At 71.2% G+C, this 26510-nt stretch carries 28 protein-coding genes and 1 pseudogene; 14 read left to right on the forward strand and 15 right to left on the reverse strand.

The features are described 5' to 3' along the window. Window positions 1–8 precede the first annotated feature (8 nt). From DMB42_RS37660 to DMB42_RS53665, 3 genes are all read left to right on the forward strand, one after another. Window positions 9–701 carry a response regulator transcription factor gene (locus DMB42_RS37660; protein ID WP_125643250.1) on the forward strand — a complete coding sequence of 231 codons (693 nt, stop codon included), beginning with the start codon at window positions 9–11 and terminating at the stop codon, window positions 699–701. A 100-nt stretch (window positions 702–801) separates the two neighbouring features. Then, entirely contained in the window at window positions 802–4248 is a 3447-nt protein-coding gene (locus DMB42_RS37665) for a tetratricopeptide repeat protein (protein WP_125643253.1), read from the forward strand. A 101-nt stretch (window positions 4249–4349) separates the two neighbouring features. Beyond that, a complete protein-coding gene (locus tag DMB42_RS53665; protein ID WP_185845066.1) occupies window positions 4350–4718 on the forward strand; it encodes a hypothetical protein in 369 nt (122 codons plus the stop codon). 19 nt (window positions 4719–4737) lie between these two features. Here the strand turns inward: DMB42_RS53665 and DMB42_RS37675 are convergent, their stop codons facing one another. Together DMB42_RS37675 and DMB42_RS37680 are read right to left on the reverse strand one after the other, a co-directional pair. Beyond that, on the reverse strand, window positions 4738–5178 hold the full coding sequence (locus tag DMB42_RS37675) for an NUDIX domain-containing protein (protein WP_125643256.1): 441 nt from the start codon (window positions 5176–5178) through the stop codon (window positions 4738–4740). 48 nt (window positions 5179–5226) lie between these two features. Further along, window positions 5227–6414 carry an aromatic acid exporter family protein gene (locus DMB42_RS37680; protein ID WP_125643259.1) on the reverse strand — a complete coding sequence of 396 codons (1188 nt, stop codon included), beginning with the start codon at window positions 6412–6414 and terminating at the stop codon, window positions 5227–5229. Window positions 6415–6517: 103 nt separating this feature from the next. On the opposite strand from DMB42_RS37680, the gene DMB42_RS37685 reads away from it, so the two are divergent. Beyond that, entirely contained in the window at window positions 6518–7114 is a 597-nt protein-coding gene (locus DMB42_RS37685) for a dienelactone hydrolase family protein (RefSeq protein WP_125643262.1), read from the forward strand. 12 nt (window positions 7115–7126) lie between these two features. Here DMB42_RS37685 and DMB42_RS37690 read toward each other — a convergent pair whose 3' ends face one another. From DMB42_RS37690 to DMB42_RS37710, 5 genes are all read right to left on the reverse strand, one after another. After that, window positions 7127–7975, reverse strand: a complete 849-nt coding sequence (locus DMB42_RS37690) for a PHP domain-containing protein (protein ID WP_125643264.1) — start codon at window positions 7973–7975, stop codon at window positions 7127–7129. Between the two features lie 27 nt (window positions 7976–8002). Beyond that, window positions 8003–8710, reverse strand: coding sequence for a zf-HC2 domain-containing protein (locus DMB42_RS37695; RefSeq protein WP_125643267.1), 708 nt, complete (start codon window positions 8708–8710; stop codon window positions 8003–8005). Continuing rightward, on the reverse strand, window positions 8707–9204 hold the full coding sequence (locus tag DMB42_RS37700) for a sigma-70 family RNA polymerase sigma factor (RefSeq protein WP_185845094.1): 498 nt from the start codon (window positions 9202–9204) through the stop codon (window positions 8707–8709). The genes DMB42_RS37695 and DMB42_RS37700 overlap by 4 nt, the downstream gene beginning before the upstream one ends. Window positions 9205–9363: 159 nt before the next feature. Continuing rightward, window positions 9364–9948 carry a hypothetical protein gene (locus DMB42_RS37705; protein WP_125643273.1) on the reverse strand — a complete coding sequence of 195 codons (585 nt, stop codon included), beginning with the start codon at window positions 9946–9948 and terminating at the stop codon, window positions 9364–9366. An 83-nt stretch (window positions 9949–10031) separates the two neighbouring features. Next, window positions 10032–10403 carry a VOC family protein gene (locus DMB42_RS37710; protein WP_125643276.1) on the reverse strand — a complete coding sequence of 124 codons (372 nt, stop codon included), beginning with the start codon at window positions 10401–10403 and terminating at the stop codon, window positions 10032–10034. Between the two features lie 56 nt (window positions 10404–10459). Between DMB42_RS37710 and DMB42_RS37715 the strand changes: the two genes are divergently transcribed. Both DMB42_RS37715 and DMB42_RS37720 read left to right on the forward strand, forming a co-directional pair. Further along, window positions 10460–10891, forward strand: coding sequence for a MarR family winged helix-turn-helix transcriptional regulator (locus DMB42_RS37715; RefSeq protein WP_125643279.1), 432 nt, complete (start codon window positions 10460–10462; stop codon window positions 10889–10891). A 185-nt stretch (window positions 10892–11076) separates the two neighbouring features. Further along, window positions 11077–12663 carry a dipeptidase gene (locus DMB42_RS37720; RefSeq protein ID WP_260478178.1) on the forward strand — a complete coding sequence of 529 codons (1587 nt, stop codon included), beginning with the start codon at window positions 11077–11079 and terminating at the stop codon, window positions 12661–12663. Window positions 12664–12681: 18 nt separating this feature from the next. Here DMB42_RS37720 and DMB42_RS37725 read toward each other — a convergent pair whose 3' ends face one another. Next, entirely contained in the window at window positions 12682–13887 is a 1206-nt protein-coding gene (locus DMB42_RS37725) for an MFS transporter (RefSeq protein WP_125643282.1), read from the reverse strand. An 80-nt stretch (window positions 13888–13967) separates the two neighbouring features. On the opposite strand from DMB42_RS37725, the gene DMB42_RS37730 reads away from it, so the two are divergent. Next, window positions 13968–14837, forward strand: coding sequence for a LysR family transcriptional regulator (locus DMB42_RS37730; protein WP_125643285.1), 870 nt, complete (start codon window positions 13968–13970; stop codon window positions 14835–14837). 90 nt (window positions 14838–14927) lie between these two features. On the opposite strand, the gene DMB42_RS37735 is transcribed toward DMB42_RS37730, so the two are convergent. After that, window positions 14928–15818 (reverse strand): SMP-30/gluconolactonase/LRE family protein, encoded by an 891-nt coding sequence (locus DMB42_RS37735; RefSeq protein ID WP_125643288.1) that lies wholly within the window; start codon window positions 15816–15818, stop codon window positions 14928–14930. A gap of 57 nt (window positions 15819–15875) precedes the next feature. Beyond that, complete coding sequence (locus DMB42_RS37740) at window positions 15876–16589, reverse strand: transposase (RefSeq protein ID WP_125643292.1); 714 nt, start codon at window positions 16587–16589, stop codon at window positions 15876–15878. A 1001-nt stretch (window positions 16590–17590) separates the two neighbouring features. Here DMB42_RS37740 and DMB42_RS37745 point away from each other — a divergent pair. Next, window positions 17591–18040: an RICIN domain-containing protein gene (locus tag DMB42_RS37745; RefSeq protein ID WP_125643295.1), complete on the forward strand. Its 450-nt coding sequence runs from the start codon at window positions 17591–17593 to the stop codon at window positions 18038–18040. A 544-nt stretch (window positions 18041–18584) separates the two neighbouring features. On the opposite strand, the gene DMB42_RS55440 is transcribed toward DMB42_RS37745, so the two are convergent. After that, window positions 18585–18974: a hypothetical protein gene (locus DMB42_RS55440; protein WP_260478179.1), complete on the reverse strand. Its 390-nt coding sequence runs from the start codon at window positions 18972–18974 to the stop codon at window positions 18585–18587. Between DMB42_RS55440 and DMB42_RS56465 the strand changes: the two are divergent. The 3 genes and pseudogenes from DMB42_RS56465 to DMB42_RS37760 form a co-directional block, all read left to right on the forward strand. Next, window positions 18886–19311, forward strand: a pseudogene (locus tag DMB42_RS56465) (ISAs1 family transposase); the annotation flags it as partial. The gene DMB42_RS55440 and the pseudogene DMB42_RS56465 sit on opposite strands and share 89 nt — an antisense overlap. A gap of 137 nt (window positions 19312–19448) precedes the next feature. Continuing rightward, window positions 19449–20210 carry a MerR family transcriptional regulator gene (locus tag DMB42_RS37755; protein ID WP_125643298.1) on the forward strand — a complete coding sequence of 254 codons (762 nt, stop codon included), beginning with the start codon at window positions 19449–19451 and terminating at the stop codon, window positions 20208–20210. Continuing rightward, window positions 20207–20818 (forward strand): hypothetical protein, encoded by a 612-nt coding sequence (locus DMB42_RS37760; RefSeq protein ID WP_125643301.1) that lies wholly within the window; start codon window positions 20207–20209, stop codon window positions 20816–20818. Before DMB42_RS37755 ends, DMB42_RS37760 begins: the two co-directional genes overlap by 4 nt. 37 nt (window positions 20819–20855) lie before the next feature. Here DMB42_RS37760 and DMB42_RS37765 read toward each other — a convergent pair whose 3' ends face one another. The 3 genes from DMB42_RS37765 to DMB42_RS37775 form a co-directional block, all read right to left on the reverse strand. Next, window positions 20856–22358 (reverse strand): M28 family metallopeptidase, encoded by a 1503-nt coding sequence (locus DMB42_RS37765; RefSeq protein ID WP_125643304.1) that lies wholly within the window; start codon window positions 22356–22358, stop codon window positions 20856–20858. Window positions 22359–22480: 122 nt separating this feature from the next. Then, the gene (locus tag DMB42_RS37770) at window positions 22481–23422 is read right to left on the reverse strand and encodes a DNA polymerase domain-containing protein (RefSeq protein WP_260478180.1); all 942 of its coding nucleotides are present in this window, start codon (window positions 23420–23422) and stop codon (window positions 22481–22483) included. A 50-nt stretch (window positions 23423–23472) separates the two neighbouring features. After that, window positions 23473–24309 (reverse strand): helix-turn-helix transcriptional regulator, encoded by an 837-nt coding sequence (locus DMB42_RS37775; RefSeq protein ID WP_125643307.1) that lies wholly within the window; start codon window positions 24307–24309, stop codon window positions 23473–23475. A gap of 78 nt (window positions 24310–24387) precedes the next feature. Here DMB42_RS37775 and DMB42_RS37780 point away from each other — a divergent pair, with 78 nt between their 5' ends. From DMB42_RS37780 to DMB42_RS37790, 3 genes are read left to right on the forward strand one after another with little or no spacing between them, the layout of a single operon-like run. Next, complete coding sequence (locus tag DMB42_RS37780; RefSeq protein WP_125643310.1) at window positions 24388–25152, forward strand: SDR family oxidoreductase; 765 nt, start codon at window positions 24388–24390, stop codon at window positions 25150–25152. A gap of 39 nt (window positions 25153–25191) precedes the next feature. Then, window positions 25192–25611: a CoA-binding protein gene (locus DMB42_RS37785; protein WP_125643313.1), complete on the forward strand. Its 420-nt coding sequence runs from the start codon at window positions 25192–25194 to the stop codon at window positions 25609–25611. A gap of 53 nt (window positions 25612–25664) precedes the next feature. Then, window positions 25665–25949 (forward strand): hypothetical protein, encoded by a 285-nt coding sequence (locus tag DMB42_RS37790; protein WP_125643316.1) that lies wholly within the window; start codon window positions 25665–25667, stop codon window positions 25947–25949. A gap of 2 nt (window positions 25950–25951) precedes the next feature. Here DMB42_RS37790 and DMB42_RS37795 read toward each other — a convergent pair whose 3' ends face one another. Then, window positions 25952–26470: a hypothetical protein gene (locus tag DMB42_RS37795; RefSeq protein ID WP_125643319.1), complete on the reverse strand. Its 519-nt coding sequence runs from the start codon at window positions 26468–26470 to the stop codon at window positions 25952–25954. Window positions 26471–26510: the final 40 nt, after the last annotated feature.

The raw sequence follows: 26510 nt of genomic DNA on the forward strand, positions 1-26510 counted from the left end.
AGGCCGTAATGAGCAACCTGCTGCTGCTGACCAACGCCCTCGAGCCTTCCTCCGAGGTGCTGCCGGCGCTCGGGTTGCTGCTCCACTCCGTCCGGGTCTCGCCCGCCGAGGCGTCGGCGCTCATCGACACGCCGCCCGCGGACGCCGTCATCGTCGACGCGCGCAGGGAGCTCGTCCAGGCCAAGAGCCTGTGCCGGTTGATCCGCACCACGGGCGTCGACTGCCCGCTGCTGGTGGTGGTCACCGAGGGCGGCCTGGCCGCCATGACCGCCGAGTGGGGCGTCGACGACGTGCTGCTCGAAACCGCCGGTCCGGCCGAGGTGGAGGCGCGGCTGCGCATGGCCACCGGGCGCATGTCGCAGTCCGCCGCCGAGGACGTCCCCGACGAGATCCGCAGCGGCGACCTGTCGATCGACGAGGCCACCTACACCGCGCGGCTGCGCGGGCGCGTGCTCGACCTGACGTTCAAGGAGTTCGAGCTGCTGAAGTACCTCGCCCAGCATCCGGGCCGGGTCTTCACCCGCGCCCAGCTCCTCCAGGAGGTCTGGGGTTACGACTACTTCGGCGGCACCAGGACGGTCGACGTGCACGTCCGGCGGCTGCGGGCCAAGCTCGGCACCGAGAACGAGTCGCTGATCGGGACCGTACGCAACGTCGGCTACCGCTTCGTGCCCGACAGGAGCGATCCCGCGCACGTGTGATCCGTTGACCCGCGTTCGCCCGATGTGACACTTTGTCGTTGGGACTGTTTCCAACCTGTCATGTCGAGGACACCGCCGTCCCCAGATTGGTGGTGTCGGCGTGGATCTGTTCAGGTCACTCGTGGACGAGGGCGCGCGCCCTCGCCTCTTCCGCCGCGGCGAGCTGATCTGCTCGCCGGTCCGGCCGGTCAACCGCGTCCATCTGATCGACCACGGGTACGCCCGCGAGCACGTCCCCGGCGGTGACCGGGAGGTCGTGCACGACCTGCGCGGCCCCGGCGACCTCGTCGGCGAGCTGGCCTTCTGGAGTCCGGGCGAGCGCGTCAAGGTGGACGCGCTGACCGAGGTCCGCGCCTGGCCGATCGACCTGGGGCGGCTGCGCGAGCACGCCTCGGCGGGCCCGGCCGTGGCGACCGCGCTGGTCCAGGAGCTGTTCGCCAGGAACCTGGCCGCCCGCAGGCACGAGGCGCTGGCCCGCGCGCCGGTCGCGGCCCGGCTGGCCGTCTGGCTGCTGCACCTGGACGAGCGGTACGGGCTGGCCTCCCCCACCGCGCCGCCGCTGTCCATGGAGACGCTGGCCGACCTCGTGGGCAGCGCGCCGGACGTCGTACAGCGGCAGCTCACGCAGTGGGTCAGGCGCGGCTGGCTGGTGCGGCCGGGGTACCGGCGGCTGCGGATCGCCGACCCGGCCGCGCTGCGCGAGGCCGCCGGGGCGTGGGGGGAGCTGTCGGAGCCGTGGCGCGGGCGGGTGACGCCGTTCCTCACGCGGCCGGGCGCGCAGGCCGGGCCGCTGCCTGTGGGCGAGCTGCCGAAGCCGCGCCAGCTTCCCGCCGACGTCCCCGACTTCACCGGACGGCAGCAGAGCCTCGACCTGCTCACCGCCTGGCTGGACCGGCCGCGGCGGACGAACACCATGGTCGTGCAGGGCCTGCCCGGGGTCGGCAAGACCGCGCTGGTGACGCATTGGGGCCTCCTGCACGCCGACCGGTTCCCCGCCGGGCAGATCATGATCGACCTGCGCGGGCAGTCGCCGACCCAGCCGCCGATGAGCTCGGCCGAGGCGCTCGGGCAGATCCTGCGCTCGCTCGGCGTCGGCGAGCACATGCCGGCCGCCGACGAGGCCGAGCTGATGTTGTTGTACCGCAGCAGGATCGCCGGGCGCAGGCTGCTGCTCATCCTGGACAACGCGGCCGACCCCGCCCAGGTGCGGGCGCTGTTGCCGGGCGGCAAGGACTGCGTGGTGCTGGTGACCAGCAGGACGCGGATGGCGCCGCTGCGGGCCACCGGGCACGCCGACCTCATGGACCTGTCGGTGCTCGACCCGGGCAACGCGGTGGCGCTGCTGGTGTCGGTGCTCGGCGAGGGCTCGCCGCGGGCCGCCGACCGGGACGCGCTGGCCGAGCTGGCCCGGGTGTGCTCGTACCATCCGTTCGCGCTGCGGATCTCGGCGGCCAAGCTGGCCGAGGACCCGGCGCTGAGCGTGCGGTCGCGGGTGACGGAGCTGCGAGGGCCGGACCGGCCGCTGGCGGGGGATCCCGAGGAGGCGTTCAGGTCGGCGCTGGACCTGGCGTACGAGTCGCTGGGTCCCGCTCAGCGGCGGGCCTTCCGGCATGTCGGGCTGCTTCCTGGACGGGACTTCGCGCCGGAGGTGCTGGCTGCGGCGCTGGGCGTGCCGGTGGGCGAGGCCGTGGCGGCGGTGGAGGGGCTGCATCGGGCGTACCTGGTCGAGCCGCTGCCCGGACCGCGTTACCGGGTGCACGACCTGGTCAAGCGGCTGGCCAGGGAGCTGGGCCGGCACGCCGAGGCGGGGGTGCGCGAGGCCAGGGTGCGGCTGCTCGACCACTACCTGGCGGTGGCGACCGGCCCGGACACGCCGCGCGAGTGGTTCGAGGCCGAACGGCGCTCGCTGGTCTCTGCGGTACGGCTGGCCGAGGAGAGCGGCGCGTACGGGCTGGCCTGCCGGCTGGCCGAGGCGGTGTTCGAGCCGTTCAGGAGGCTGCGGTACTACGAGAACAACCTGGAGGTCCAGCAGGCCGGGCTGAGCTCGGCCATGCAGGTGGGCAACCGCCGGGCCGTCGCGCTCATGCGCAGCCACCTCGGCTCGATCCACCGCGACATCGGGCCGTCCACGCTGGCGGCCAGGTTCATCGGCGAGGCGCTGGCCGACTTCACCTCGCTCGGCGACCGCGAGGGGCTGGCCCGCGCGCTCAACGACCTGGCCGAGGTGCACGGCATCGCGGGCAACAGGGACGAGGCGCTGCGCCGCGCGGGCGAGGCGCTGGAGGTGCACCGGGAGATCGGCGACCTGGCCGGCGTGGCGAAGTGCCTGCACACGCTGTCCCTGCTGCACCTGTCGCAGGAACGCCACGACCTGGCCCTCCGGTACGCCGGCCAGGCCCTGCGCGTACGGGAGGAGCTGGGCGACCGCAGGGGCACCGCGCAGAGCCTGATCATCTCGGCCCGCGTACGGCAGAGCCTGGGCGAGCCGGACACGGCGCTGTCGGAGGGCCTGGAGGCGCTGTCGATCTGCCACGAGCTGGGCGACGAGCACGCCGAGGCCGAGACGCTGCTCTGCCTGGCCGAGATCTACGACCGGCTCGGCCTCCAGCAGGACGCCCGGCGCGACGCCGAACGCGCGCTCGCCGGGTACACGGCCACCGGCGACCAGCACGGGTGCGGGCGCGCGCTGTGCGCGCTCGGCCGGATCGCGCGCAACGGCTCGCGTTACGACGAGGCGCTGGCCTGCTACGAGCAGGCGCTCGCGGTGCAGGTCGAGCTCCACCACGAGCAGGGCAAGGCCGAGACCCTGGGCGACATCGGGGTCGTGCACTGGCGGCTGTCGGACTACCTGCGCGCCGACGACTACCTGAACCAGGCGCTCGGCATCAGCAGGGTGATCCGCGACGAGCCCGGCGAGGCGCGCATGCTCAACCGGCTGGCCCGGGTCCGGCGGCGCCAGGGCCTGCCCCAGGTGGCCTTCGTGTACGCGCTGGAGGCGCTGGACCTGGTCCAGGGGCTGGGCAACCGGCGGGCCGAGGCCGACGTGCAGGAGACGCTGGCGTACACGTACCTGTCGCTGGGACGGCACGAGCAGGCATTAGCGGCGGCGCGGTCCTCGCTGGCGCTCAGGGAGGAGACGGGCGACAACCAGGCCAGCGCGCTGCTGTCGATCGCGCAGGCGCTGTACACGGCCGGCGAGCCCGCGGCGGCCCTGGAGTACGCCGGGGAGACCGTCGAACTGCAGCACGTCACCGGCACCAGGGACCGGTGGGGGGCGGCGCTCACGACGCTGGCCATGGTGCTGCTCGACCTGGGACGGGCCGAGGAGGCGCTGGTCCACGCCAAGCAGGCCAGGGACGTGCATCTGGAGTGCGGGACGCGGCGCGACCTCGGATGCGCGCTGCGGGCGCTCGGACTGATCACCGCCAGGCTCGGGGACCGCGTGGCGGCGAGGGCCCACCTGACCGAGGCGGTGCGCACGCTGGAGGAGGTGGGGGACGTCTTCGAGGGCCGGCGGGCGGCGCAAGAGCTGCGGGAGCTTGCCTGAAATCCCGCTGAAAGTCGTGAATTCTCGGCAATAAGGTCGCAGATCTTCTCCGGACCTTCTCGTTAGCTGGTTCCACCAGCTACGACACGGAGGTGATCCGGATGCTCAAGAGCCATCTGCGTCGAGACCTGCAGTCACTGAAGCGACAGTCGCGCAGGGACCGGCGGGTCACGCTCGGCCTGCTGGCCGGGGTGCTGGCGGCCTGGACCCGCCAGCTCTCGCCCGGTGACCCGCCCTCGGGGCCGGGGGTGCTGCTCGCCCTCTCGGTGGGACTGGTCGCCGCGTCGTGGGCGGCCTGGCTGCTGGCGGCGTACTTCGCGCTGCGGGCGGTCCGGCCGCGCTCGGAGCCGGTGGAGGTGCTGGTCCGGGTGGCCCGGGTCGGCAGGAGCAAGGAGTGGGCGTTCTGCTCGCTGGCCGCGTACGTGGCCTGGCACCTGCTGCAGTTCGTCACCGCGCTGCTCCTGGGCTGAGCGGGGGCGCGGCGAGGCGTCACCCCGGAGGGGGCGTCTCGCCGCCTTCGCGCCCGCGCCGGACCCTGACCGCGGCCTCGATCAGCGCCGCGTAGCCGGCTTCGAGGTCGTCCGGCAGCCGGTCGACGGGGAAAAAACGCAGGTCGCTGTGCTCCTCGCTGACGCGCGGCTCGACGGGCCCCACGAGGGTGGCGAGCAGGGCCACGATCAGGACCTTGCCGCCGGCGATGTGGAAGATCTCCGCGCCGACGACCTCGCCGACCTCGACGTCGAGGCCGCTCTCCTCCAGGACCTCACGGCGTACGACCTGGGCGAGCGTGTCGTCGGCCCGGTCCGGCCAGCCGCCGGGGAGCTCCCAGGCGTTCCTGGGGTTCCGGCAGAGCAGGACGCCTTCGTCGGTCAGGACCACGCCCTTGATCGAGGCGTGCATGAAATACCAGCCGGTCTCCGCGTCGATCACAGGCCGATCATGGCACGGTCCTGGGCGGGCGCGGGCGGGTGGCTCGGGTCAGGGGAAGGCGTCCCGGTGGGGGCCGGTGTCGGGGTCGAACTCGTGGCGGATCCTGGCGCAGTCGTCGAGCAGGGCGCCGTACAGAGGCCAGAGGGGGCCCTTCGGCGGGGAGTCGGCCAGTTCGGCGGTCAGGTGGCGCTGCTGGTGCTCGCCCTCCCGCAGCGCCGCGCACAGGTCCGCCATGTCCCTGGACCTGGCCTTGCCCACCTGGAGCAGGCCGAAGTTGTAGAAGATGCGCGACAGCGCCCGCAGCTCCTCGGCCAGGGGCTCGGGCAGGTCGGCGGCCTCCTCGCCGGGCAGGCCGCGGGCCCCGGCGATCAGGTCCACCAGCCCCCTGGCGATGCTCCTGAGCTGGTGCCCGGCGTGATCGAGGCAGGTAGCGGCCTCGGCGGCCTGGCGCAGGCGCCGCTCGTAGCGGCGGCGCCGGCGGAAGGTCAGGCGCATCGACTCGGCCGCCTGGTCGGCCGTGTCCTTGGTGTTCTCCAGGCGCTGGGACAGCTCGCGGGCGCGGTCGAGCCAGTCGCGGGCCATGTCCTCGGTCCAGTGGCCGCCCAGCCCGTCGGCCATGTCCTCGGCCAGCTCGGCCAGCTCGCCCGACATGTCACACAGCTCCCGCGCCGCGTGCTCCACGAAGCGCGGCGGGAGGATGAGCAGGTTCGCCGCGATGCCGATGGCCGCGCCGAGCAGCACGTCGGCCAGGCGGGCGAAGCCGTACGTGCGGCCGAGCGAGAGCACGAGCAGGGCGGTGATCGGGATCTGCACGTTCTGGGCCGGCAGGTTGAGCAGGCGCGTCAGCACGAGCCCGGACGCCACCAGCACGCTCAGCGTCACCGCGTTCACGCCGATGAGCCAGATCAGCACCGACGCCGCCCCCACCCCGACCACGACCGCCCCGACCTGCGGGAACCCGCGTACGACCGTGCTGTAGGCGGTCGCCGAGACCGTGAGCAGCACGCCGATCGGCACCAGGACGGGCAGCGGCACCTTCAGCACGTACGCCGCCAGCCACCACCCGAACACGCAGGCCAAGGTCACCTTGACCGTCTGGGTGAACGCGTCCCGCTCGGCCCGCAGCCACTCGCGGAACCCCTGGGCGCGCAGCCGCGCCAGCCCGGCCGCAGCGCCCGAGACGATCCGCCCGAGCGGGGCGCCGGCGCTCTGCTTGCGGCCCGGTTCTCTGTCCATCCTCCCAGGTCAATGCCCATCCAGGCGGCGGATAGAGGTCGTCGTGCCTGGGTAGCGGCAAGGCTGTGGCGCAGCGGCGCCACGAGCCCGTCGGAGGTGAAGCATGACCGGCGACCTGGTCATCCCGGACGCCGCCCAGGGGGTGGTGGTGTTCGTTCACGGCAGCGGCAGCAGCCGGCTCAGCCCGCGCAACCGGTACGTGGCCGAGGTGCTGAACAGGGCGGGCCTGGGGACGCTGCTGTTCGACCTGCTCACGCCGGAGGAGGAGGCCGACCGGGCCAACGTGTTCGACATCCCGCTGCTGGCCGGGCGGCTGCTGGAGCGTACGGCATGGGTGCGCGGGCAGGAGGCGGCGGCGGGGCTGCCGATCGGCTACTTCGGCGCGAGCACGGGCGCGGCGGCGGCGCTGTGGGCGGCGGCCGAGCCGGACAACGAGATCACGGCGATCGTCTCACGCGGCGGCCGGCCCGACCTCGCGGGCGGGCGGCTGGCCGCGGTACGCGCCCCCACCCTGCTCATCGTGGGCGGCCGGGACCCGATCGTGGTGGACCTGAACGAGGAGGCGCAGCGGCACCTGCGGGCCGACACCCGCCTGACGGTCGTGCCCGGCGCCACCCACCTGTTCGAGGAGCCGGGCGCGCTGGAGAGCGTGGCCGAGCACGCGCGGGACTGGTTCGCCACGCACTTCAGCGGATCGTGACGGGCGCGGCCTTCAGGGGGTCGTGACGGGTGCGGCGCCGCTCGCCTGGGCGACCAGGCGGGCGTAGACCTCGGGGTCGGTCGTCTCGCAGCCCAGGCGGTGGCCGGTCAGCTCGCCGTGGTCGTCGCTCGACCCGGTCACCTCCAGCCCGAGCCCGGCCGCGAGCCGCCGCAGGTGGGCGCGGGCCTCGTCGTCGTGGTCGAGGTGGTCGGCCTCCACGCCGAACAGCCCGGCCGCGGCCAGCTCGGTGATCCACTCGTCCAGTACGGGCTCGCCGCGCCTGACCGCCTTCGGGTGGGCCAGCACGGGCACCCCGCCGGCGGCGCGTACCAGGCGGACCGCGCGTACGGGATCGAGGGCGTAGCGGGTGACGTGCGCGCGGCCGCCCGCGCCGATCCACTCGGGCGTGAACGCCTGCTCCGGCGTGGCCACGGCGCCGGCGGCGACCATGGCGCGGGCGATGTGCGGACGGCCGACCGGGCTGCCGCCGTCCAGCGCGGCCACCTGTTCCCAGGTGATCGGCACACCCAGCTCGACCAGGCGTTCGACGGTCAGCCTGCCGCGTTCCTCGCGGGCCCGGGTGATGCGCGCGCACTCGGCCAGCAGCTCGGGGTCGGCGGGGTCGAAGAGGTAGGCGAGCAGGTGGATGCTCCGCCCGGCCCGCCGGCACGACAACTCCATGCCCGGCACCAGCGTCAGGCCCTCGGGCAGCGCCTCGGCGGCGGCGGCGTGCCCGGCGACGGTGTCGTGGTCGGTCAGCGCGAGCACGTCGAGGCCGCGCTCGCGGGCCCGGCGCACCACGTCGGCCGGCGGCTGCGTGCCGTCGGAGGCGGTGCTGTGGCTGTGCAGGTCGATGCGCATCGCTCGATGGTAGGCGGTGTCGGGCGGTCACACCTGGACGGTCGCGAGGATGCGGCCGTCGAAGGTCTCGATCGCGAAGTGGTTCAGGTCGTCCTGGGTCAGGCTGGTGCCGCCGTGCAGCAGGAGGGGGTCGGGGGCGCCGGGCACGCCGTACCCCTTGTCGGGGACGCCCCAGCTCGCCACGGTCTCCGAACGGCCGTCGTCGCCGTAGGCCAGCAGCCGGCACTTCAGCGGCCCCTTGACGCCCTTGAGCTCCAGCGCCACGTGCGTGCCCCAGCCCTTGTCCTCGACGCCGACGACGCCGGACACGCCGGTCGCGGGGTCGCTGACCGCGTACGTGCGGCCCGTCATGAGCAGGGCGCGGGCGGGGCTGTGGACGCTGTCGGGGTCGGGCCCCGAGGTGACCGCGTTGACGGCGAGGAAGACGCCGGTCGCGACGAGGAAGCAGGCGGCCGCCGACATGACCGCGCGGTGCAGGGTACGGCGGCGGCGCTCCTTGGCGGCCCGGTGGACCAGCAGGGACTCGACCGGGGAGTCGATCCCGGAGCCCGCCGGGGCGGTGCGCAGGTCGTCCGGGTCCACGTCGCGCATCAGCTCGCCCATGGCCGCGAACGCGCCGACCTCGCCGGCGCAGCTCGGGCAGCCGTGCAGGTGGCGTTCGAAGGCGTTGCGCTCCTCGTCGTCCAGCAGGCCCAGCGCGTACGCCGCGACGTCCTCGTGGTGCACTTCGTTCATGGGAGCCCCACCCCCCTTTCCTCCAATGCGATGCGTAACGCCCGCATCGCGTAGTACACGCGGGACTTCACCGTGCCCACGGGCACGCCGATCGTCTCCGCCGCCTCCTGCAAGGTTCGATCGCGCAGGAAGGTCTCCGTGAGCACCTGGCGGTGCGCCGGCGAGAGCGAGAGCATGGCGTCGGTCACCACGATCTCGCGCAGCAGCCGGTCGTCCTCGGCGGCCACGGCGTTCGCGCGTTCCGGGATCTCCTCCACGGTGTCGAGGGGGCGTGTGCCGGAGCGTCGCCGGTCGTCGATCACGACCCGGCGGGCCACGGTGGCCAGCCAGGGCATCAGCGAGCCGTTGTCCGTCCGCAGGTCCCCCAGGTTGCGCCAGGCGCGTACCAGCGTCTCCTGGACGACGTCCTCCGCCCAGCGCCGATCGCCGCCCGTCAGCCGGACGACGAAGGCCATCAGCGGGGACCCGTATTCGCGGTACAGAGCCCGGACCATGGCCTCGTCGGTCACACGATGATTCACGCGGCGACTCCTCGCGCTGCGTACATCATGAAATGTCGCCCTGACAACTACTGATATTGAATTATTGCCCTAGATACCGGCGGGGAACAAGATACGGAATTTGCATCAATCGCCTCACCTGTTGATTAAGCGTTAAATCAGTGCTGGTCCGCGACCGTGCCGGCCGGTCGCTCGCGACCGGGTCTCCGTACGCGCCCACTCGTCCGGGCCGGACCAGCCCTCGGCCTCGCGCAGCAGCTCGCGTACCGAGGCGTGCCGGGCGGAGGGCGAGTGCCCGAGCAGGACGCGCACCAGCTGCATCGCCGTCGGCCGGGCGGCGGGATCGGGCCGGCGGCACCGGCCGATCATCTCGCGCAGCTCGTCCGGCAGCGCGTCGAGCCCCGGATCGCCGTCGGCGGCCTGCCCGGTGGCCGCGAAGACGATCACGTCGGCCCACTCGCGCACGTCGGCCGGCGGCAGCTCGCTGCTCCTCGGCCCGGGCGCGAACGACGCCTCGCCGAGCGGGCCGATCAGCACGTTGTGCGGCCCGAGCCGCAACCCCGCGATGCCGGTCAGATGCAGCCGCGCCATGGTGGCGGCCGTGCCGAGCGCGAGCCGGTGCAGCGCCTCGCCCCCGTACGGCCCCGCCGCCGCGACGACGTCGGCCAGCGGCTCACCGATCCCCAGGTAGTCGCGCGGCCGGAGGGCCAGGCCGCCACCCCATCCCTGACTGTCCATCGCCATCCTCTGGGTCGACTTCCCGTCGTCAGGCTGTACGCCGGTCTTCGCGGGCGGGGTTCAACGGCTCCCATACGGAAAACTCATGGGACGGCCGTGAAGAACTCGTAGCTGTGACCGTTCGGGTCGCGTACGTAGACGCCCCGGCCGCCGCCCAGGTGGTTGATCCGCCGGTCCCAGCCGTGCCAGGGGCCGGAGCCGTACTCGAGGGACGGGTCCGCGCCGAGCCGGCTCAGCAGCGCGTCGAAGGTGCCGTCGTCCAGCAGGAAGGCGTAGTGGCCGGGCTGGGCGTGGTGGCGGTCGTCGAAGTCGAGCGTGAGGCCGTCGTTGATCCGTACGGGTGCGAACGGGCCCGCGGGCGCGCCGACGTCCAGGCCGAGCAGTCCGGCGAGGAAGGCCGCCGCGACGTCCTTGTCGGCGGCGGGGACGATCAGATGGTTCAGCGTGATCTCCATGGCGACTCCCGTCAGTTGCGTGCGATACGCATACGATAATCACATAGACTGACCCGGTGAACGACGATTCCCCCGCCGACGGGGGCCCCGCGCTGTTCCGGCTGGTGCGTTTCTGGTCGCGGCGCTGGGCCGGGCAGGCGGCCGGCGACCTGGGCCAGGTCCAGCACGTGCTGGTCCTGGAGGCCGTACGGTGCTCCGGCGGCGACGCCGACGTCGGCACCGTCGCCCACCAGCTCGGGCTCGACCACTCGGGCGCCAGCCGCATGGTCAAGGACGCCGTCGCCGCCGGTCACCTCGTCCGCGAGACCAGCGAGCACGACCGCCGCCGGGCCGCGTTGCGGCTCACCGACAGCGGCCACGCCCTGCTGGCCGCCGCACGGCAGTGGCAGCGGCACGTCTTCGACGACCTGACCGCGTCCTGGGACGAGCCGGACCGGGAGCGGTTCGGCGCGTACCTGCGCCGCCTGGCCGACGACGTAGGCGCCTGACACCCCGGGCGCCTGACACCCGAGGCCTTCGAGACTTCGGACGCCCGACATTCCGGACGTACGGCATTTCGGGCATCCCGGCGGCCGGGATTTAGATGAGATCAGCTCATGTTTAGTCTTGCCGGACCCCTTCCGGCGGTGGATGCTTGCGGCGACCCCGGTACCGCAGCCTGGGAGGTGGTCCCGTGCTCCACCGACTCATCCGCAGGGCGGCCGCAGCCGTCCTTCTCCTGACCGGCGCGCTGGTCGCGCCGTCCGTCCCCACCGCCGCCGCGCAGACGGCCGCCGCCGTGAGCGGCTTCGTCGACGGCCACAGCCACCTGTTCTCGTACGAGGCGTTCGGCGGCATGCTCATGTGCGGCAAGCCGTACGATCCCGACGGCATCGAACGGGCGCTGACCGACTGCCCCGACCACTACCCGAACGGCGAGCTGGCCTGGTACGAGAACTTCACCAGGACCGGCAAGCCCACCGGCACCCACGACCCCGTGGGCTGGCCCACCTTCCGCGACTGGCCTGCCAACGACTCCCTGACCCACCAGCAGGCGTACTACACCTGGGTCGAACGCGCCTGGCGCGGCGGACTGCGGGTGCTGGTCAACGACCTGGTGGCCAACCGGCAGCTCTGCGCGATCTACCCGCTGAAGAAGTACTCCTGCGACGAGATGAGCTCCATCAGGCTCCAGGCCCAGCGGGCCCGCGAGCTGCAGGACCACATCGACGCGGAGTCGGGCGGCCCCGGCCGGGGCTGGTTCCGCATCGTCGACAACCCGGCCGACGCCCGGAGCGTGGCCGCGGCCGGCAAGCTGGCCGTCGTCCTCGGGATCGAGACGTCGGAGCCGTTCGGCTGCCGGCAGATCCTCGGCATCCCCCAGTGCACCAAGGCCCAGATCGACCGGGGCCTGGACGAGATGTACACGCTCGGCGTGCGCAGCATGTTCGTCTGCCACAAGTACGACAACGCGCTGTGCGGCGTGCGCTTCGACTCCGGCACCCAGGGCGCGATCGTCAACGTCGGCAACCTGCTCGCCACCGGCTCGTTCTGGCAGGCCCGCACCTGCACCGGGCCCGAGCACGACAACACCATCGACCCGGCCGGCGTGCTGCCCGACCAGATCGCGCGGCTGCTGCCGCTGGGCGTCTCGCTCCCGCTGTATCCGCCGGCGCCCCACTGCAACACCCGGGGGCTGACCTCGCTCGGGACGTACATGGTGCAGGGCATGATCCGGCGCGGCATGATGGTGGAGATCGACCACATGAGCGTCAAGGCCGCCGCCCAGACGCTCGGCCTGCTGGAGGCGGCGCGCTACCCGGGCGTGATCTCCTCGCACAGCTGGGCCGACCCGAACTTCTTCGCCCGGATCTACGCCCTCGGCGGCATGATCACCCAGTACGGCCACAACTCCCAGGACTTCGTCGCGGAGTGGCGGCGTACGGCGCCGCTGCGGCAGCAGTACAACGTCCCCGGATACGGCTACGGCCTGGACGTCAACGGCATGGGCCGGCTGCCCGCCCCGCGCGCGGGCAACGCCGCGAACCCCGTGACGTACCCGTTCGCGTCCTTCGACGGGAGCGTACGGCTGGACCGGCAGCGTACCGGGCAGCGGGTCTGGGACGTCAACGTGGACGGCGTCGCCAACTACGGACTGGTCCCCGACTGGATCGAGGACATGCGCCTGCTCGCCGGGCAGGACATCGTCCGTGACCTGGCGAGCGGCGCGGAATCGTACCTGCGGACGTGGGAGGCGACCGCCGCGCGGCGACTGCCGTGAGGCGGGCGTCCGCGTCCTTCACGCGACCGGCTGGACGGACCGCGCGGTCCTCCGGCCGGTGGCCAGGTTGAGCAGCAGCGATCCCGCCGTCAGCGCCACGCCGAACCAGACGACGCTGGTGACCCCGAGGTTGTCGGCGAACAGCCCGCCGAAGAGCGCCCCGAGCGCGATCGAGGTGTTGTACGCCATCGTGTTGAGCGACATGGCGGCCTCGAAGGTCTCCGGCGCGGCGGCGAGCGTCATGTTGACCTGGGCGAGCTGCACGACCCCGAACGACACCCCCCAGACGACCAGCGCCACGATCGCCCCCGTGGCGCTGTCGCCGATCGCGAGCAGCAGCAGCATGGCCGTCACGAGCCCCGCGGCGCCGACGACGAAGCTGCCCCGCAGGTTCCGGTTCACGGTGTGCCCGGCGACGAAGTTCCCGATCGCGCCGGCGACGCCGAACACCATCAGCACCCCGGTCACCAGCAGCGGCGAGGCGCCCGCGTTGGCCTCCATGAAGGGCCGTACGAAGGTGTAGGCCCCGAAGTGGCCGAGCACGAACAGCACGACCGTGAACAGCACCATGCGCAGCGGCACGTTCCTGAGCGGGAGCCCGAACACCTCGCGGACCGAGACCGCGTTCGCCGACGGCAGCGACGGGATCATGACGGCGACCGCCACGAACACCAGCGCGCTCAGGCCGCTCCAGATCAGGAAGGTGCTGCGCCAGTCGGTGAGGCTCTCCAGGAGGGTCCCGACCGGGATGCCGACCACGGTGGCGATCGAGATGCCGGACATCACGATCGCGGCGGCCCGGTTGGCGTGCCGCTCCGGGACGAGCCGCATGGCCATGCTCACGCCGATGGCCCAGAACACGCCGCTGGCGAAGCCCAGCAGAAGCCGGGTCGTCAGGATCACCGGGTAATTGGGCGCGATGCCCGTCACCAGGTTCCCCAGGGCCAGCACCGCCAGCAATGTGGACAGCAGCAACCGCCGGTTCACCCGCCTGCTCAACGCCGCGATGAACGGCACGCCGAGCCCGGCCGAGACGCCCTGCAACGTCACCATCAGCCCGGCCGCGCCCACCGAGATGTCCAAGCTCTCGCTGAGCGGGGTGAGCAGGCCCACCGGCATCAATTCGGTCGTGAGGAAGACAAAGAGACTGGCCGTGATGGCGGCGACACCCGCCCAGGCCCTGAAAGCCGAGCGCGCCGGCTGCGTCGAAAGAGTTTGCGTCATGGGACAAGGGTGCTGGAGACCTGATTGATGAGTCCAACACATAGTTTTCATCGTGATCGATCGCGTGACACGATTGTTCGATGGAGCTCCAGCAGCTGAGGTACGTCGTCGCCGTCGCCGAGACCAGCAACTTCACCAGGGCCGCCGAACGCTGCCGGGTCGTCCAGTCGGCGCTCAGCCACCAGATCGCCGCGCTGGAACGGGAACTCGGCGCCCGGCTATTCGAACGCACCAGCCGGCGCGTGCGCCTGACGTCGGCCGGTGAGGCGTTCCTGCCCGCGGCCCGCGAGTGCCTGGAGGCCGCCGACCGGGCGCGGGCCGAGGTCGCGGCGGCCAGCGGGGAGATCCGCGGGCGGCTGGCGGTCGGCTCGATCCCCACGGTGGCGGCCGTCGACCTGCCGGTCCTGCTGAAGGAGTTCCGCCGCCGGCACCCGCGGGTGCACATCACGCTCACCTCCTCAGGCAGCGAGGAGCTGATCGAACGCGTCCGGCGGGCCGACATGGACGTCGCCTTCCTCGGCCTGCCGCCGCGCGCCGAGCCGAAGGCCGTCCGCAGTCGTCCGCTGGCCAGGGGTGAGCTGGTCGCCGTGGTCGCGCCGGACCACCGCCTGGCCGGCGAGGTGACGGACCTGCGCGGCCTGGCCGGTGAGTCGTTCATCGACTTCCGGGCCGGTCACGCCGGGCGGATCCAGTCGGATCAGGCGTTCGCCGCCGCCGGCGTGGAGCGCGAGGTCTCCTTCGAGGTCTCCTCCGCCGAGTTCATGGTCGACCTCGTACGGCACGGGCTCGGCGTGGGCCTGCTCCCGGCCGCGTACGCGCCGCGCTTCGCCAACCTCGGCATCGTCCGGCTGCGCGACGCCCCGGCGCGGGTGGAGCACCTGATCTGGACGAATCACCCCTCCCCGGCGGCCGCCGCCTTCCTCGACCTGATCGGCCGCGACGACGGGTGAACGCTTGGCCCCGAAAAGCCCCGGGCCTGCCGGGGCTTCGCGGCGTCCGGGGCTTCCGGGGCTTTTCGGTGAAGGGGGACGATGCCGGGATCAGCCGCGCAGCAGCGGCTGGCCGGCGAGCTTGACCTTGGTCTTCATCAGGCTGGGCGCGCCGTTGCCGCCGATGTTGACGAAGTAGAGCGCCTTGCCGTCGAACGCCAGGCTGGCCGGGCTGTCCAGCTTGTCGGCCAGGACCTCCACACCGCCGCCGGTGCGGACGATGCTGAGCGTGTTGCCCGTGTAGCTCGGGACGTAGAGCTGCCCGCGCACGTCGAAGGCCACGCCGTCGGCGCCGGCCAGCTTGGCGTCCTTGACGTACACGGTCGGCACGCCCGCCTTGCCGCCCTTGCCGTACGGGATGCGGACGATCTGCGCCTCGTCGGACACCGCCACGTAGAACGCGCCCGAACGCCAGGCGATGCCGTTCGCGCCCGTGCCGTCCGAGCCGACGAGCAGCGGCGACTTCGCCCAGACCGCTGCCTTGCCGTCGTCCACGCGGTAGACCACGCTGTTCGTGGTGTCGGTGACGTAGAGCGCGTCGTCGGGCCCGAAGGCGAGGCCGTTGGCGAAGCCGATCGGCAGGGCGGCGTAGAGCTTGGCCTCGCCGTACGAGGTGATGCGCCAGATGCCGTTGGTGGCGGCCTGGCCGGAGTTGAGCGCGGCGTAGACGTTGCCGCGCCGGTCGGTGGCCAGGCCGTTCAGCTTGCCTTCGCCGATGGGCAGGGTCGCCAGCAGGCTGTCGGTGCCGGTGCTGTCGTACTTCCTGATCTCGCCCTTGGTCAGCAGCCCGACGTAGATCGTGCCGTCCGGCGCGACGGTGACGCCTTCGGTGAGGTCGGCGTACGGCTGCACGAGGACCGGGCGGAGCGCGGCGGCCTGAGCCGGGGTGGCGATCAGCGTCAGCAGGGCGACGGAGGAGAGAATGAGGGGGATGCGCTTCATGGCTGTGATCCTGTCGCCGCAAGATCGCTACGGCGTCACCACCACATCCGCGAATCGTCATGTCGAGCCACACAACGAAGACGTAAGCGCCCCCTCAAAGCACAACCCCACCGGCCGGACTGCATCGGGTTGACCTTGACGCGGCGGCAGGGGAAATGCGTTCTCATGTTGTGAAACCGAGTAGTTGGAGTCAGTCGGCGGGGTGGCTGCGGTAGTGGTCGGTGGCGGCGGCGATGTCGGTCCAGCCGAGCATGCTGGCCAGGCCGATGGCCAGATTGCGCAGGCCGGCCATGATGCGGGGTGCGGTGCCGGTGCGGTGTCGGTGCGGACGCGGGAGGTGTCTTCGCGGTAGGTGACGTCGCGGATGTGGTGCGGGGCCTCGATGCTCCGGTGGCCGTGGCTGGTCTCGTCGGTGCGGTCGTTGAGAATCGCTTCGTGCCAGGGCAGGGTCTTGAGCCGGTGCGGGAGTGTGGGCTGGTTGCTCTTGACGATGAACAGGTGGTGTCCGCTGGCGGGAGCGATCTGCCGGGTGTGTTCCTGCTGGGTGTGCAGGGCATCGGCGGTGATCACCACGCCGGTCAGGTCGAGCCCGGACAGCAGGGGTGTGAGCGCGGGGATCTCGTTGCTCGTGGCCTCGACCTGCTGTTGGGCTATGACGATCTGGGTGTTGTGGCAGGTGGCAAGAGCACGTCGATCGGGGATGATGGCACGCGACCGCGGCCCCTGTTCTTGATCGACTGGCTGGACGCCGACGATCACCAGAGGTCGCATTTGTCATGTGCACCCCGGAACACCTGCCTCATCGAGCCAGCAAATGTCCATCAACCGAGAACGCAACGGCCTTGGCTCACCCCCGGCTCTGCCGCTTTCACGCGCCCACGTCAACAATCACCTGTCTACTGGCCAATAGCGGCCAAGCGCCGGCGTCACATGGACATAGTCATTCAGTCACCCATCCATGGGCGATGGCCTGACCAGCACCACTGCTTCGGCCTGGCGTAGTTTGACATCAATTCCTCGGGCGGGCGGCCGGACACGTCGTAGTGATCTTGCCGGACACCGCTGATGGGATTAAGTGGCGGAGGCGTGAATCCTGTCCGGATGTGGCCACGGCTGGAGGGTGATTTCCCGCCCGCAATCAAGTTTCATAGAGACAAACAGCGCGTCGCTGCCTCGATCATCAACTGGAGGGGATCATATAGCCATTCCTGTTGTCGCCAACCTAATCAATAGCCAGTTACGGCTGGTGATCGACATCGAGGGCGCATCCACCGACAACGGCACCCAGGCCATACAGTGGACTGGGAACAGACAGTCGGCCAACCAGTAATTCAATATCAAGCCCGCCCGCGATCCTGCCGGCGCTTACAATCTCTTCGCCAAACATTCCGGCAAGGCGCTGATAGTCACTCCTGAATGGGTGGTGGAGCAGGCCGAGTTCGACCCATGCGCTTCCGGCTCATGCAGTACGAGAGGGAAGACGCGGGGGCGTACTGGATCCTCGCCGAGACTTTTAATCAGGTGCTGTTCGTGGACTCCACCACTGCGGGCACGCCGCTAATGCTCGCGCCGTGGTTTGGCGGTTCATCACGGGCTTTCTTGACGGGCGCATCTGTCGGAGTTCGTGGCTGAAGAATATATGTCATATATGGCCGCTGTGTCTGTATTGACCCTTGAGTGTCGACCGGCTCAATGTGGTGACCACTGGCAGGGCACGCCGTCCGGTGTGTGTCAGGCCCCTACCCCCGATTTCCCCTACCAAGGAGGTAACCATGGCTCCCTTCCCTCCGCGAGCCCGGCTGATCGTCAAGCATTCGGGCAAGGTGCTGGCCATCGAGAACGCCAGCCTCAAGGACGGTGCCAGTCTGAACCAGTACGACTCCGGCCACCAAGACAACGAGAAGTTCGAGCTGCGCGACGTCGGCGACGGCTACGTCCGCATCGTAGTCAAGCATTCGGGCAAGGTGCTGGCCATCGAGAACGCCAGCCTCGATTACGGCGCCAGTCTGAACCAGTACGACTCCGGCCACCAAGACAACGAGAAGTTCGAGCTGCGCGACGCCGGCGACGGCTACGTCCGCATCGTAGTCAAGCATTCGGGCAAGGTGCTGGCCATCGAGAACGCCAGCCTCGATTACGGCGCCAGCGTGAACCAGTATGACTCCGGCACCCAAGACAACGAGAAGTTCCGGCTGGAGCCCATCAGCGACGCCAACTGGTAGCTCACAAGGTTTGGCACGTCCGTGCCGTCCGTGCGCCGGACGGCCGGGCGTACCTGACATCGCGGTTCACCGTCTCCGCACTACCGCCCAGCAGGCAACTGCCACAGAACGGGCGGCCCGGAACCCTGTCGGGCGGGGCGGGTCCCCGAGTCGTAGGAACACAGCTTCTTCGTCGAGAAGCACGTCGTCGACCGACGATGAGCCGGGCGACCCGGATGGGGGTTGCACGTAGAGAAGCACGACAATGTCGGCAACACACAGAGTCTCAAGGCCGTTGCGTTCTCGGTTGATGGACGTTTGCTGGCTCGATGAGGCAGGTGTTCCGGGGTGCACATGACAAACGCGACCCCTGTTGATCGTCGGCGTCCAGCCAGTCGATCAAGAACAGGGGCCGCGGTCGCGTGCCATCATCCCCGATCGACGTGCTCTCTCGCCGCCTGGAGCACGTCACCGTCGCCGACCTGCCCGACGAGCCGCTCGATCTGCCCACGCTCGCCGAACACCTGGACACCATCTCTGACCCGCGCAGCCGCCGGGGACGCTGCTACCGGCTCGGCCCCATGCTGGCGCTATTTTGCTCGCCGTACTCGGCGGCGCGACCTCCCTGGCCAAGATCGCCCGATTCATCGCCGGGTACGACCCCGTCCTGCGCGCCCGCACCGGCCTGCCCGGCACGATACGCCTGGCCGCCAGCACCCTTGGACGACTGTTCGCCCGCCTGGATGGCGACGCCTTCGACACCGCCACCTGCACCTATTCGGCCGCGCACACCACCTGCGCCCCGCCCGCCACCCCAGGCAACCGGCCCGCAGACCGCACCCCGCACCCCGCTGACCGGCCTGGCCGTGGACGGCAAGACCCTGCGTGGCAGCCGCACCAGCCAAGGCGCGACCCACTTGCCAGCCGCCACCTGCCACAACACCCAGATCGTCATAGCCCAACAGCAGGTCGAGGCCACGAGCAACGAGATCCCCGCGCTCACACCCCTGCTGTCCGGGCTCGACCTGACCGGCGTGGTGATCACCGCCGATGCCCTGCACACCCAGCAGGAACACACCCGGCAGATCGCTCCCGCCAGCGGACACCACCTGTTCATCGTCAAGAGCAACCAGCCCACACTCCCGCACCGGCTCAAGACCCTGCCCTGGCACGAAGCGATTCTCAACGACCGCACCGACGAGACCAGCCGCGGCCGCCCCACCCACCACCGCACCGGCAAGACCACCACCGTCACCATCTACGCCATCACCAGCCTCCCACCAGGCCGGATCACCCACGCCCAACTCGCCGCGCTGATCCACGGCCACCGGAGCATCGAGGCCCTGCACCACATCCGCGACGTCCCAGTCAGAGAGCCGGAATCACACCGGCTTGACCTTGACGCGGCGTCAACCTGTCTAATGAGGGCATGCGGATCGGCGAGTTGGCCGCTTTGGTCGGGGTTTCTACCCGTACCGTGCGGTACTACCACCATCTGGGCCTTCTGCCCGAGCCTGAGCGGCTTCCCAACGGTTATCGCGAGTACCGGATGCGCGACGCCGTACGGCTGGCGCGGGTGCGGCATCTGGCCGGGCTCGGGTTGTCGTTGGAGGAGTTGCGGGACGCTCTGTCCGGCGACCGGGGTGCGGACTTCCGGGGTGCGGACTTCCGGGAGGCGTTGCGGGAGCTGGACGACGACCTGGCCAGGCAGCAGGAGGCCATCGCGGCGCGGCGGGCCCGGCTGGCGGCGCTGCTCGCGCAGCCGGAGCTGAGCCCCGACTCGATGATGTCGCCCGACGCGGCGGACGTGCTGCGTGACCTGGGCAGCGGCGGGTCGGTCTTCGGGGCGTTCGACCACGAGCTGCTGACCCTGGCGACCGTGTTGTCCGACGAGGAGGGCCAGGCGAACCTGGCCGAGCTGATGCGGCCCATGACCGAGCCGGGCAAGCTCGACGCCGGGCACGCGCTGTACCGGCGCCTCGACGAGCTGGCGGACGCGGAGGCCGGGGACGAGCGGGTCGGGCCACTCGCCGAGGAGATGGCCGCTCACGTCCCGGACGAACTGGCCGGGATGGTGCCGTCCGGTCCGGCGGCCGATCTGTCCTGGATGGAGGCGATGACCGGGGAGCTGTCGCCCGCGCAGGCGGAGGTGCTCCGGCTGGTGTTCACCAAGCTGAAGGAGAGAGCGTGATGTTGCACGTCGTACGCGCGGCCCTGAGGTTCGAGCTGGCCGGCATGACCAGCGTGGGGTTGTGGGCCGCCCGGCGGCGGCACGGCGTGCCGGACGGCGCGACCCCCCTGTCGTACGCCAAGGAGCAGGCGTTCACGCTGGGCCTGTTCATGTTCGCGATGGCCGTCGAGACGGGGGTCGTCGACCTGCTGCTGCTGGTGAACGACGTGCCGTCGGCGGTACGCGTGCCGGTGCTGATCCTCGACCTGTACAGCCTGCTGTTCGTCGTGTTCATGGCCGCCGCCTCCGTCACCAGGCCACACGTGGTCACCGAGGACGAGCTGCGCGTCCGGTACGCCGCCTACTTCGACCTCCGTGTGCCGCGCGACCTCATCACCTCGGTCCGCGTCACCCAGAGCTACAACGAGAACGGGTTCATCACGATGGACGGCGGGCGGCTGAACGTCGCGGTCGCGTCCCGGACGAACGTGACGGTGGAGCTCGGCGAGCCGGTCGTCGCGGTCCGGCCGCTCGGCAGGCGGGCCGAGGTCACCTCGATCCGTTTCTTCGCCGACGACCCGGCGGCCATGGTCGCCGCCCTGCGCTCCCCCGCGCGTACGTCCAACTGAAAGATCCCGGGCGGAGGCCCCGCCCGGGATCACCCTCTCAGCTCGCCGACTGCACCGCGACCGCGGACCTGGCCGCGGTCGCGGCGGTCCGCGGCGGGATGCCGCGCAGGTTGAAGGCGAACCTGGCCGTCGAGTCGGCGACCGCGTCGGCGTCCACGTCGAGCGCGGTCGCGTTGATGTTGGCGATCGTGTCGCACGCCTGGTGGTAGCAGGCGTCGTACGGGAGTCCGGCGACGCCGCCGAACAGCGCGGCCTCCTCCGCCGTCTTGATGCCCTCCGCGCCGGTGAAGATCCCGCCCGCGGGGATGCCGACCGCGATGAACGGCCCGTAGTCCGAACGCCCGTCGAAGTCGGTGCCCACGGTGGGCAGGTGGCGGGAGCCGTAGAAGTCGGCGAGCTGCCGTTCGATCTGCGCCGATCCGGGCGGGCCGGCCGGCGAGCCCTGGTTGTCGGAGTTGTCGCCGTCATACAGCTTGTACGCGTAGTTGGGCGAGGCGACCATGTCGAAGTTCAGGTAGACCCGGATCTTGTCGCGTTGTGCCTGGGACAGCGACGCGACGTACTGGTCGGAGCCGAGCAGGCCGATCTCCTCGGCGGCCCAGAACGCGAACCGCACCTTGTTCTTGACCGGGAAGTGCGCCATCTCCTCGGCCACCTCAAGGATGGTCGCGCTGCCCGAGCCGTTGTCGTTGATGCCGGGCCCGACGGTCACGCTGTCCAGGTGGCCGCCGATCATGACGACGTTGCCCGGGTCGCCGAACCGGGACTCGGCGATCACGTTGTCGTTGGTGCCGAGGACGAGGGTGGAGTCGACCTTGAGCCGTACGGTGGGCGTGCCGGTGGCCAGCTCGTTGCCGACGGCGAAGTCGGCGAAGACCATGGGCACGTTCGCCCGCCACTCGCCGATGTCCAGGGGGTAGGCCTCGGTCCGGCCCGGCTGGCCCTCGTTGAACACGATGATCCCGGACGCGCCGGCCCGGCCCGCGTTGCGGATCTTCTGGGCGAACGCGCACGTACCGCGCTGGATGAGCGCGATGCGTCCGGCCACGAACCCGGCGAAGTCGGACTCCTCGCAGCCGCTGGTCGAGGTGGGCGTCGGGGTCGGGGGCAGGATCAGGTCCACGCCCTGGACCTGCGCGGTCACGTCACCGGCCGGTGAGGGCTCGAAGGAGTAGAAGTCCTCGTTCGGCGCGTACGACTTGGCGTCCGGCGCGGTCCGGGCGAGTGTGGGCGGGCTGTTCTCGGTCCAGCTCTGGACGAAGTTGATCGGCTGGAGTGTGACCTTGTAACCGGCCTTGCGCAGCTTGCCCGCCACGTAGTCGCGGGAGGCGTTGTAGCCGGGTGTGCCGGCGGCGCGGGTGCCGCCGTTGGCGTTCGCGATCGACTGGAGTGCTTCCAGGTGTTTCCTGACGTTCTCGCCCTTGACCTGCTTCACGAGCAGCTTGGCGAAGACGTCGTCGAGTGGGCCCGCGCTCGCCGGGACCGCCATGGCGACGGGTAAGGCGAGAGCGGTGACCAACGCGATGATGATTCTGCGCATGCAGGCTCCCCTAGGAGTGAGATGCGGAGAAATCCCCCGAGCCGCAGTGATTCGGAAAGTAACCCGCCGAAGCACCCCTGAGAAGGTCTACCGGCCTACGCCAGTGCGTCAATATCCGGACATTACGGTGACTCGGCCCGGCGAGCACGGGCACGACGCTTCCCCTCGTGCATCGCCTGTACGCGGGCCACCGGGATCGTGTGCCCCTCCGCGACCAGGTCGGACGGCAGCGGGCGCGCCTCCGGCATGAGCTCCGCCCACGGGTCGCGGTCGCCGAGCAGCCCGGCCGCGTTGTGGATGGTGAAGTCGGCGGGCGCGACCCGGTCGAGCTCCTCCCACGGGACCGGGAACGAGACCGGCACCCCCGGCCGCACCCGCGGGCTGTAGGCCGACACGACCGTGGCCCCGCCGGCCCTGGTGGAGTCGATGAACACCTTGCCCGCGCGGTCCTCCCTGATGAACGCCGTGGTGGCCAGGTCCGGGTCGATGCGCTCGGCGCGGGCGGCCAGGGCGCGAGTGGCCGCGGCCAGGTCCTCCACGCCCGTGCCCGGCGGGACCGGGACGAACACGTGCACGCCCTTGGCCCCGCTGGTCTTGACCGCGCCCGCCAGCCCGGCGTCGGCGAGCGCCTGACGGACGAGGAGGGCGGCCCGTACGGCGAGCGGGAAGGAGTCGCTGCCCTCCGGCGGATCGAGGTCGAGGATCATGTGCGTGGGATGCCCGCCCAGGAACAGCGCCGGGTGGTACTCGACGGCCCGCTGGTTGGCGAACCACAGCAGGGTGCGCCGGTCGTCGCACAGCGCGTACGACACCTGCCGCCGGGACGCCTCGGCCCAGACGTTGACCGTCCTGATCCAGGAAGGAGCGTATTTGGGCAGGTTCTTCTGCATGAAGGGCTCCTGGCCGGGCCGTACCCGCAACACCGACAGGGCCCGCCCGCGCAGCGCCGGGACGATGCGGCCGGCGACCGCGTCGAGGTAGTCGACCAGGTCGCGCTTGGTGGCGCCGGACCCGTCGAACAGCGGCTGGTCGAGATTTGTCAGCACAACGTCATCGCCGGTCACCCGCCCCACGATGCCGACCGGCCGGGCCCCGGTCAAGATCGGGCGCGCCGTCAGGCGGGCGTGGCGTGGGCGAGCGACCGGGAGGCGCCGATCTCCTCCCGGAGCCGGGCGAGCGTGCGGCCGGTCGCCGAGTCGGGGTCGGCCGTGTACATGACGATCAGCAGGTCGGGCTGGCCGGGCACGGCCAGGGTCTCGTACGCGAAGTCCAGCTCGCCCAGTTCGGGGTGGCGCAGGCGCTTGCTCCCGTACGTCTTCTCGGCGACGCCGTGCTCCTCCCACAGGCGTACGAAGTCGGGGGACGCCGACAGCTCGGCGACCAGCGCGGGCAGCAGCGGGTCGCCGGGGTGGCGGCCGGCGTAGAGCCGCAGGTACGCGACCGTCTCGGCGGCCACCTCGGCCCAGTCGCGGTAGAGGGTGCGCGTGTGCGGGGCCAGGAACACCTGTACGAGCTGGTTGCGCCGGTCGTCCGGCAGACCGGCGAAGCCGGTGACGCGGTCGGCCAGCGCGTTCCAGGCCAGCACGTCCATCCGGGGCCCGAGGACGAACGCGGGCGCGCCGTCGGCCAGGTCGAGCAGCCTGCTCAGCCCGGGGCGCAGGACGGGGGTCCCGGCGTGCCGGACCGGGCGCAGCAGGTCGCGCAGGTGGGCGCGTTCGGTGTCGTCCATGCGCAGGACCCGGGCGACGGCGTCGAGCACGGCGTCGGAGACGTTCTGGACGCGTTCCTGCTCAAGACGGATGTAGTAGTCGACGCTCACGCCGGCCAGCAGCGCGACCTCCTCGCGCCGCAGCCCGGCGACCCGCCGCCGCCCCGACGCGGGCAGCCCGGCCTCCTCCGGATGGATCCGGGCCCGACGAGAACGGAGAAACTGCCCCAAATCACCTTCCATCGCTTCAGGGTAGTACTGGCCTTACCAGGAAAAGCCGTGCGCTGGGTAAGTGCGCCGGCCTCGGCCAGGGTGAGAGCCATGACGAACTACGAGAACCTCTCGGGCCGCATCGCCGTCGTGACCGGAGCCGCCAGCGGCATGGGCGAGGCCACGGCCCGCCTCCTGGCCGCCAACGGCGCCACGGTGGCCCTGCTCGCCCGCCGCGCCGACCGGCTGGCCGAGCTGGCGGGCAAGATCGACGCCGACGGCGGCACCGCGCTGCCCGTCACCGTGGACGTCACCGACGAGGCGAGCGTGGCCGCCGCCGCGCTGGCCGTCCGCGACGGGCTGGGCCGGCCCGACCTGGTCGTCAACGCGGCCGGCGTGATGTTGCCGAACCCCATCGACAGCGGCCGGACCGACGAGTGGACGCGCATGCTCGACACCAACGTCGCCGGCGTGCTCCGCGTCACCGGGGCGTTCGCGGCCGACCTGCTGCTCGGCGTACGCGCGGGCCGGACGGCCGACCTGGTCAACATCTCCTCGATCGGCGCCCACCTGACGTTCCCGAACTACGCCGTGTACGGCGCCACCAAGGCCGCGCTGACCCACCTGTCGGCCTCGCTGCGCCCGGAGTTCGGCCCGAGGGGCGTACGGGTGACCAACCTCGAACCCGGCCTGACCGCGACCGAGCTCGGCGACCACATCGACAACGCCGAACTGGGCACGCAGCTCGCCGGCATGTTCGAGGCGTTCACGCCGCTGACCGCCGAGGACGTCGCCGACCTGATCGGGTACACCGTCAGCCGGGCCCGGCACGTCAACCTGCGCCAGGTGGTCGTGCTGCCGACCGCGCAGGCGTAGGACGGGAAGCGCCGGCGCGCCGGACGTGTTGAGGCTGGCATGGACGATCGTTTCGCGGATCAGCGTGTGATCAGGAGCCTGCTGCACGACGCGGGCACGTGGGTCTTCGTGGGGTTGAGCGACGACCCCCAGCGCACGGCCTACGACCAGGCCGAGCGCATCCAGTCGCGCGGCAAGAAGATCATCCCGGTGCACCCGGCCGGCAAGCCGGTCCTGGGCGAGCCGGGCTACACGTCAGTGGCCGAGGTGCCGGTCAAGGCCGACGTGGTGGCGATCTACCGGCGTTCGGAGTTCGCCGGCGAGGTCGTGGACGACGACCTCGCGGCCGGGGCGGGCGCCGTGTGGCTGCCCATCGGCGTGATCGACGAGGCCGCCGCGCAGTGCGCCCTCGACGCCGGGCTCGACGTCGTGATGGACCGCTGTCCCGCGGTCGAATGGGCGTTGCGCCGCAATCCCTGACCCCTCCGCGATCCCCGGACACGAGGTACGGTGCGGTGCAGGAGGGCGGATCCATGGAAGACGACCACATCACCACGATCGGCACCTGCTTCGCGTGCAAGCGTACGTTCCCCTATACCGTGGCGAACGTCACGATGATCACCATCGATCCGGAGACCGGCCTGCCTCCGGACCGGTCGGTGCTCGGCACCCAGCGCGAGCCGACCCCGGAGGCCCTGGCCCGCGCGGTGCCCGAGCCCGTCTGTCCCGACTGCCTGACCAGGGCACGCCAGTTCAGGGACCGTATGCACTCCCCTGCCCTGCGCCTGGAGCCCTGGCACCGTCCGGGCCCCGGCTGACCTCACCGCACGGGCGGGCGGGCCCATTCGTCGCACAGCGTCTCGTAGGCCAGCGCCAGCGAGCTCACCACCACCGCTCCCGCGAGCGGCCCCAGCACGAGCGCCGCGGACAACTCCCCCGCGTGCCATCCCGCCGCCATGATCGCCGCCGACGTCAGCAGCGTGACCCCGAACGTGCCCGCCCACACCGGCAGCAACCGCAGGTACGCGAACAGCAGCGGGAACGCCGCCCCCACGAACGGCGCCGCCGCGACGGCCAGGACGGCCCAGCACGCGGTCACCAGCCCTAGCCACACCCGTCCGAGCGCCGCCCGGCCAGGCCCGGCGAGGTGCGGCGGGTCACCCTGGAGCACCTGCCCCACGCCGTAGAGCACGCCGAGCAGCACGCCTCCCGCGACCTCGACGGACCGCCCCTCGTCCAGCACGGACGCCAGAGCGATCACCAGCAACGCCCAGAAAGTGCCGTGAACGGCCCATCTCAGCAGCCGCAACACCGGCGACAACCACGGAAAGTCCATCATTGTTCACCAACAGTAATGGAACCTTCCCTGGCCCGATAGG

Source organism: Nonomuraea sp. WAC 01424, assembly GCF_003947315.1.
Classification (GTDB): Bacteria; Actinomycetota; Actinomycetes; order Streptosporangiales; family Streptosporangiaceae; genus Nonomuraea; species Nonomuraea spiralis.

Bases quoted from the DNA above. Each gene is read 5' to 3' on its own strand.
- DMB42_RS37660 (WP_125643250.1), top strand. From the start codon at position 9: ATGAGCAACCTGCTGCTGCTGACCAACGCCCTCGAGCCTTCCTCCGAG.
- DMB42_RS53665 (WP_185845066.1), top strand. From the start codon at position 4,350: ATGCTCAAGAGCCATCTGCGTCGAGACCTGCAGTCACTGAAGCGACAG.
- DMB42_RS37680 (WP_125643259.1), bottom strand. From the start codon at position 6,414: ATGGACAGAGAACCGGGCCGCAAGCAGAGCGCCGGCGCCCCGCTCGGG.
- DMB42_RS37685 (WP_125643262.1), top strand. From the start codon at position 6,518: ATGACCGGCGACCTGGTCATCCCGGACGCCGCCCAGGGGGTGGTGGTG.
- DMB42_RS37690 (WP_125643264.1), bottom strand. From the start codon at position 7,975: ATGCGCATCGACCTGCACAGCCACAGCACCGCCTCCGACGGCACGCAG.
- DMB42_RS37695 (WP_125643267.1), bottom strand. From the start codon at position 8,710: ATGAACGAAGTGCACCACGAGGACGTCGCGGCGTACGCGCTGGGCCTG.
- DMB42_RS37700 (WP_185845094.1), bottom strand. From the start codon at position 9,204: ATGGTCCGGGCTCTGTACCGCGAATACGGGTCCCCGCTGATGGCCTTC.
- DMB42_RS37705 (WP_125643273.1), bottom strand. From the start codon at position 9,948: ATGGACAGTCAGGGATGGGGTGGCGGCCTGGCCCTCCGGCCGCGCGAC.
- DMB42_RS37710 (WP_125643276.1), bottom strand. From the start codon at position 10,403: ATGGAGATCACGCTGAACCATCTGATCGTCCCCGCCGCCGACAAGGAC.
- DMB42_RS37725 (WP_125643282.1), bottom strand. From the start codon at position 13,887: ATGACGCAAACTCTTTCGACGCAGCCGGCGCGCTCGGCTTTCAGGGCC.
- DMB42_RS37730 (WP_125643285.1), top strand. From the start codon at position 13,968: ATGGAGCTCCAGCAGCTGAGGTACGTCGTCGCCGTCGCCGAGACCAGC.
- DMB42_RS37735 (WP_125643288.1), bottom strand. From the start codon at position 15,818: ATGAAGCGCATCCCCCTCATTCTCTCCTCCGTCGCCCTGCTGACGCTG.
- DMB42_RS37740 (WP_125643292.1), bottom strand. From the start codon at position 16,589: ATGCGACCTCTGGTGATCGTCGGCGTCCAGCCAGTCGATCAAGAACAG.
- DMB42_RS37745 (WP_125643295.1), top strand. From the start codon at position 17,591: ATGGCTCCCTTCCCTCCGCGAGCCCGGCTGATCGTCAAGCATTCGGGC.
- DMB42_RS55440 (WP_260478179.1), bottom strand. From the start codon at position 18,974: ATGACGATCTGGGTGTTGTGGCAGGTGGCGGCTGGCAAGTGGGTCGCG.
- DMB42_RS37755 (WP_125643298.1), top strand. From the start codon at position 19,449: ATGCGGATCGGCGAGTTGGCCGCTTTGGTCGGGGTTTCTACCCGTACC.
- DMB42_RS37765 (WP_125643304.1), bottom strand. From the start codon at position 22,358: ATGCGCAGAATCATCATCGCGTTGGTCACCGCTCTCGCCTTACCCGTC.
- DMB42_RS37775 (WP_125643307.1), bottom strand. From the start codon at position 24,309: ATGGAAGGTGATTTGGGGCAGTTTCTCCGTTCTCGTCGGGCCCGGATC.
- DMB42_RS37780 (WP_125643310.1), top strand. From the start codon at position 24,388: ATGACGAACTACGAGAACCTCTCGGGCCGCATCGCCGTCGTGACCGGA.
- DMB42_RS37785 (WP_125643313.1), top strand. From the start codon at position 25,192: ATGGACGATCGTTTCGCGGATCAGCGTGTGATCAGGAGCCTGCTGCAC.
- DMB42_RS37790 (WP_125643316.1), top strand. From the start codon at position 25,665: ATGGAAGACGACCACATCACCACGATCGGCACCTGCTTCGCGTGCAAG.
- DMB42_RS37795 (WP_125643319.1), bottom strand. From the start codon at position 26,470: ATGATGGACTTTCCGTGGTTGTCGCCGGTGTTGCGGCTGCTGAGATGG.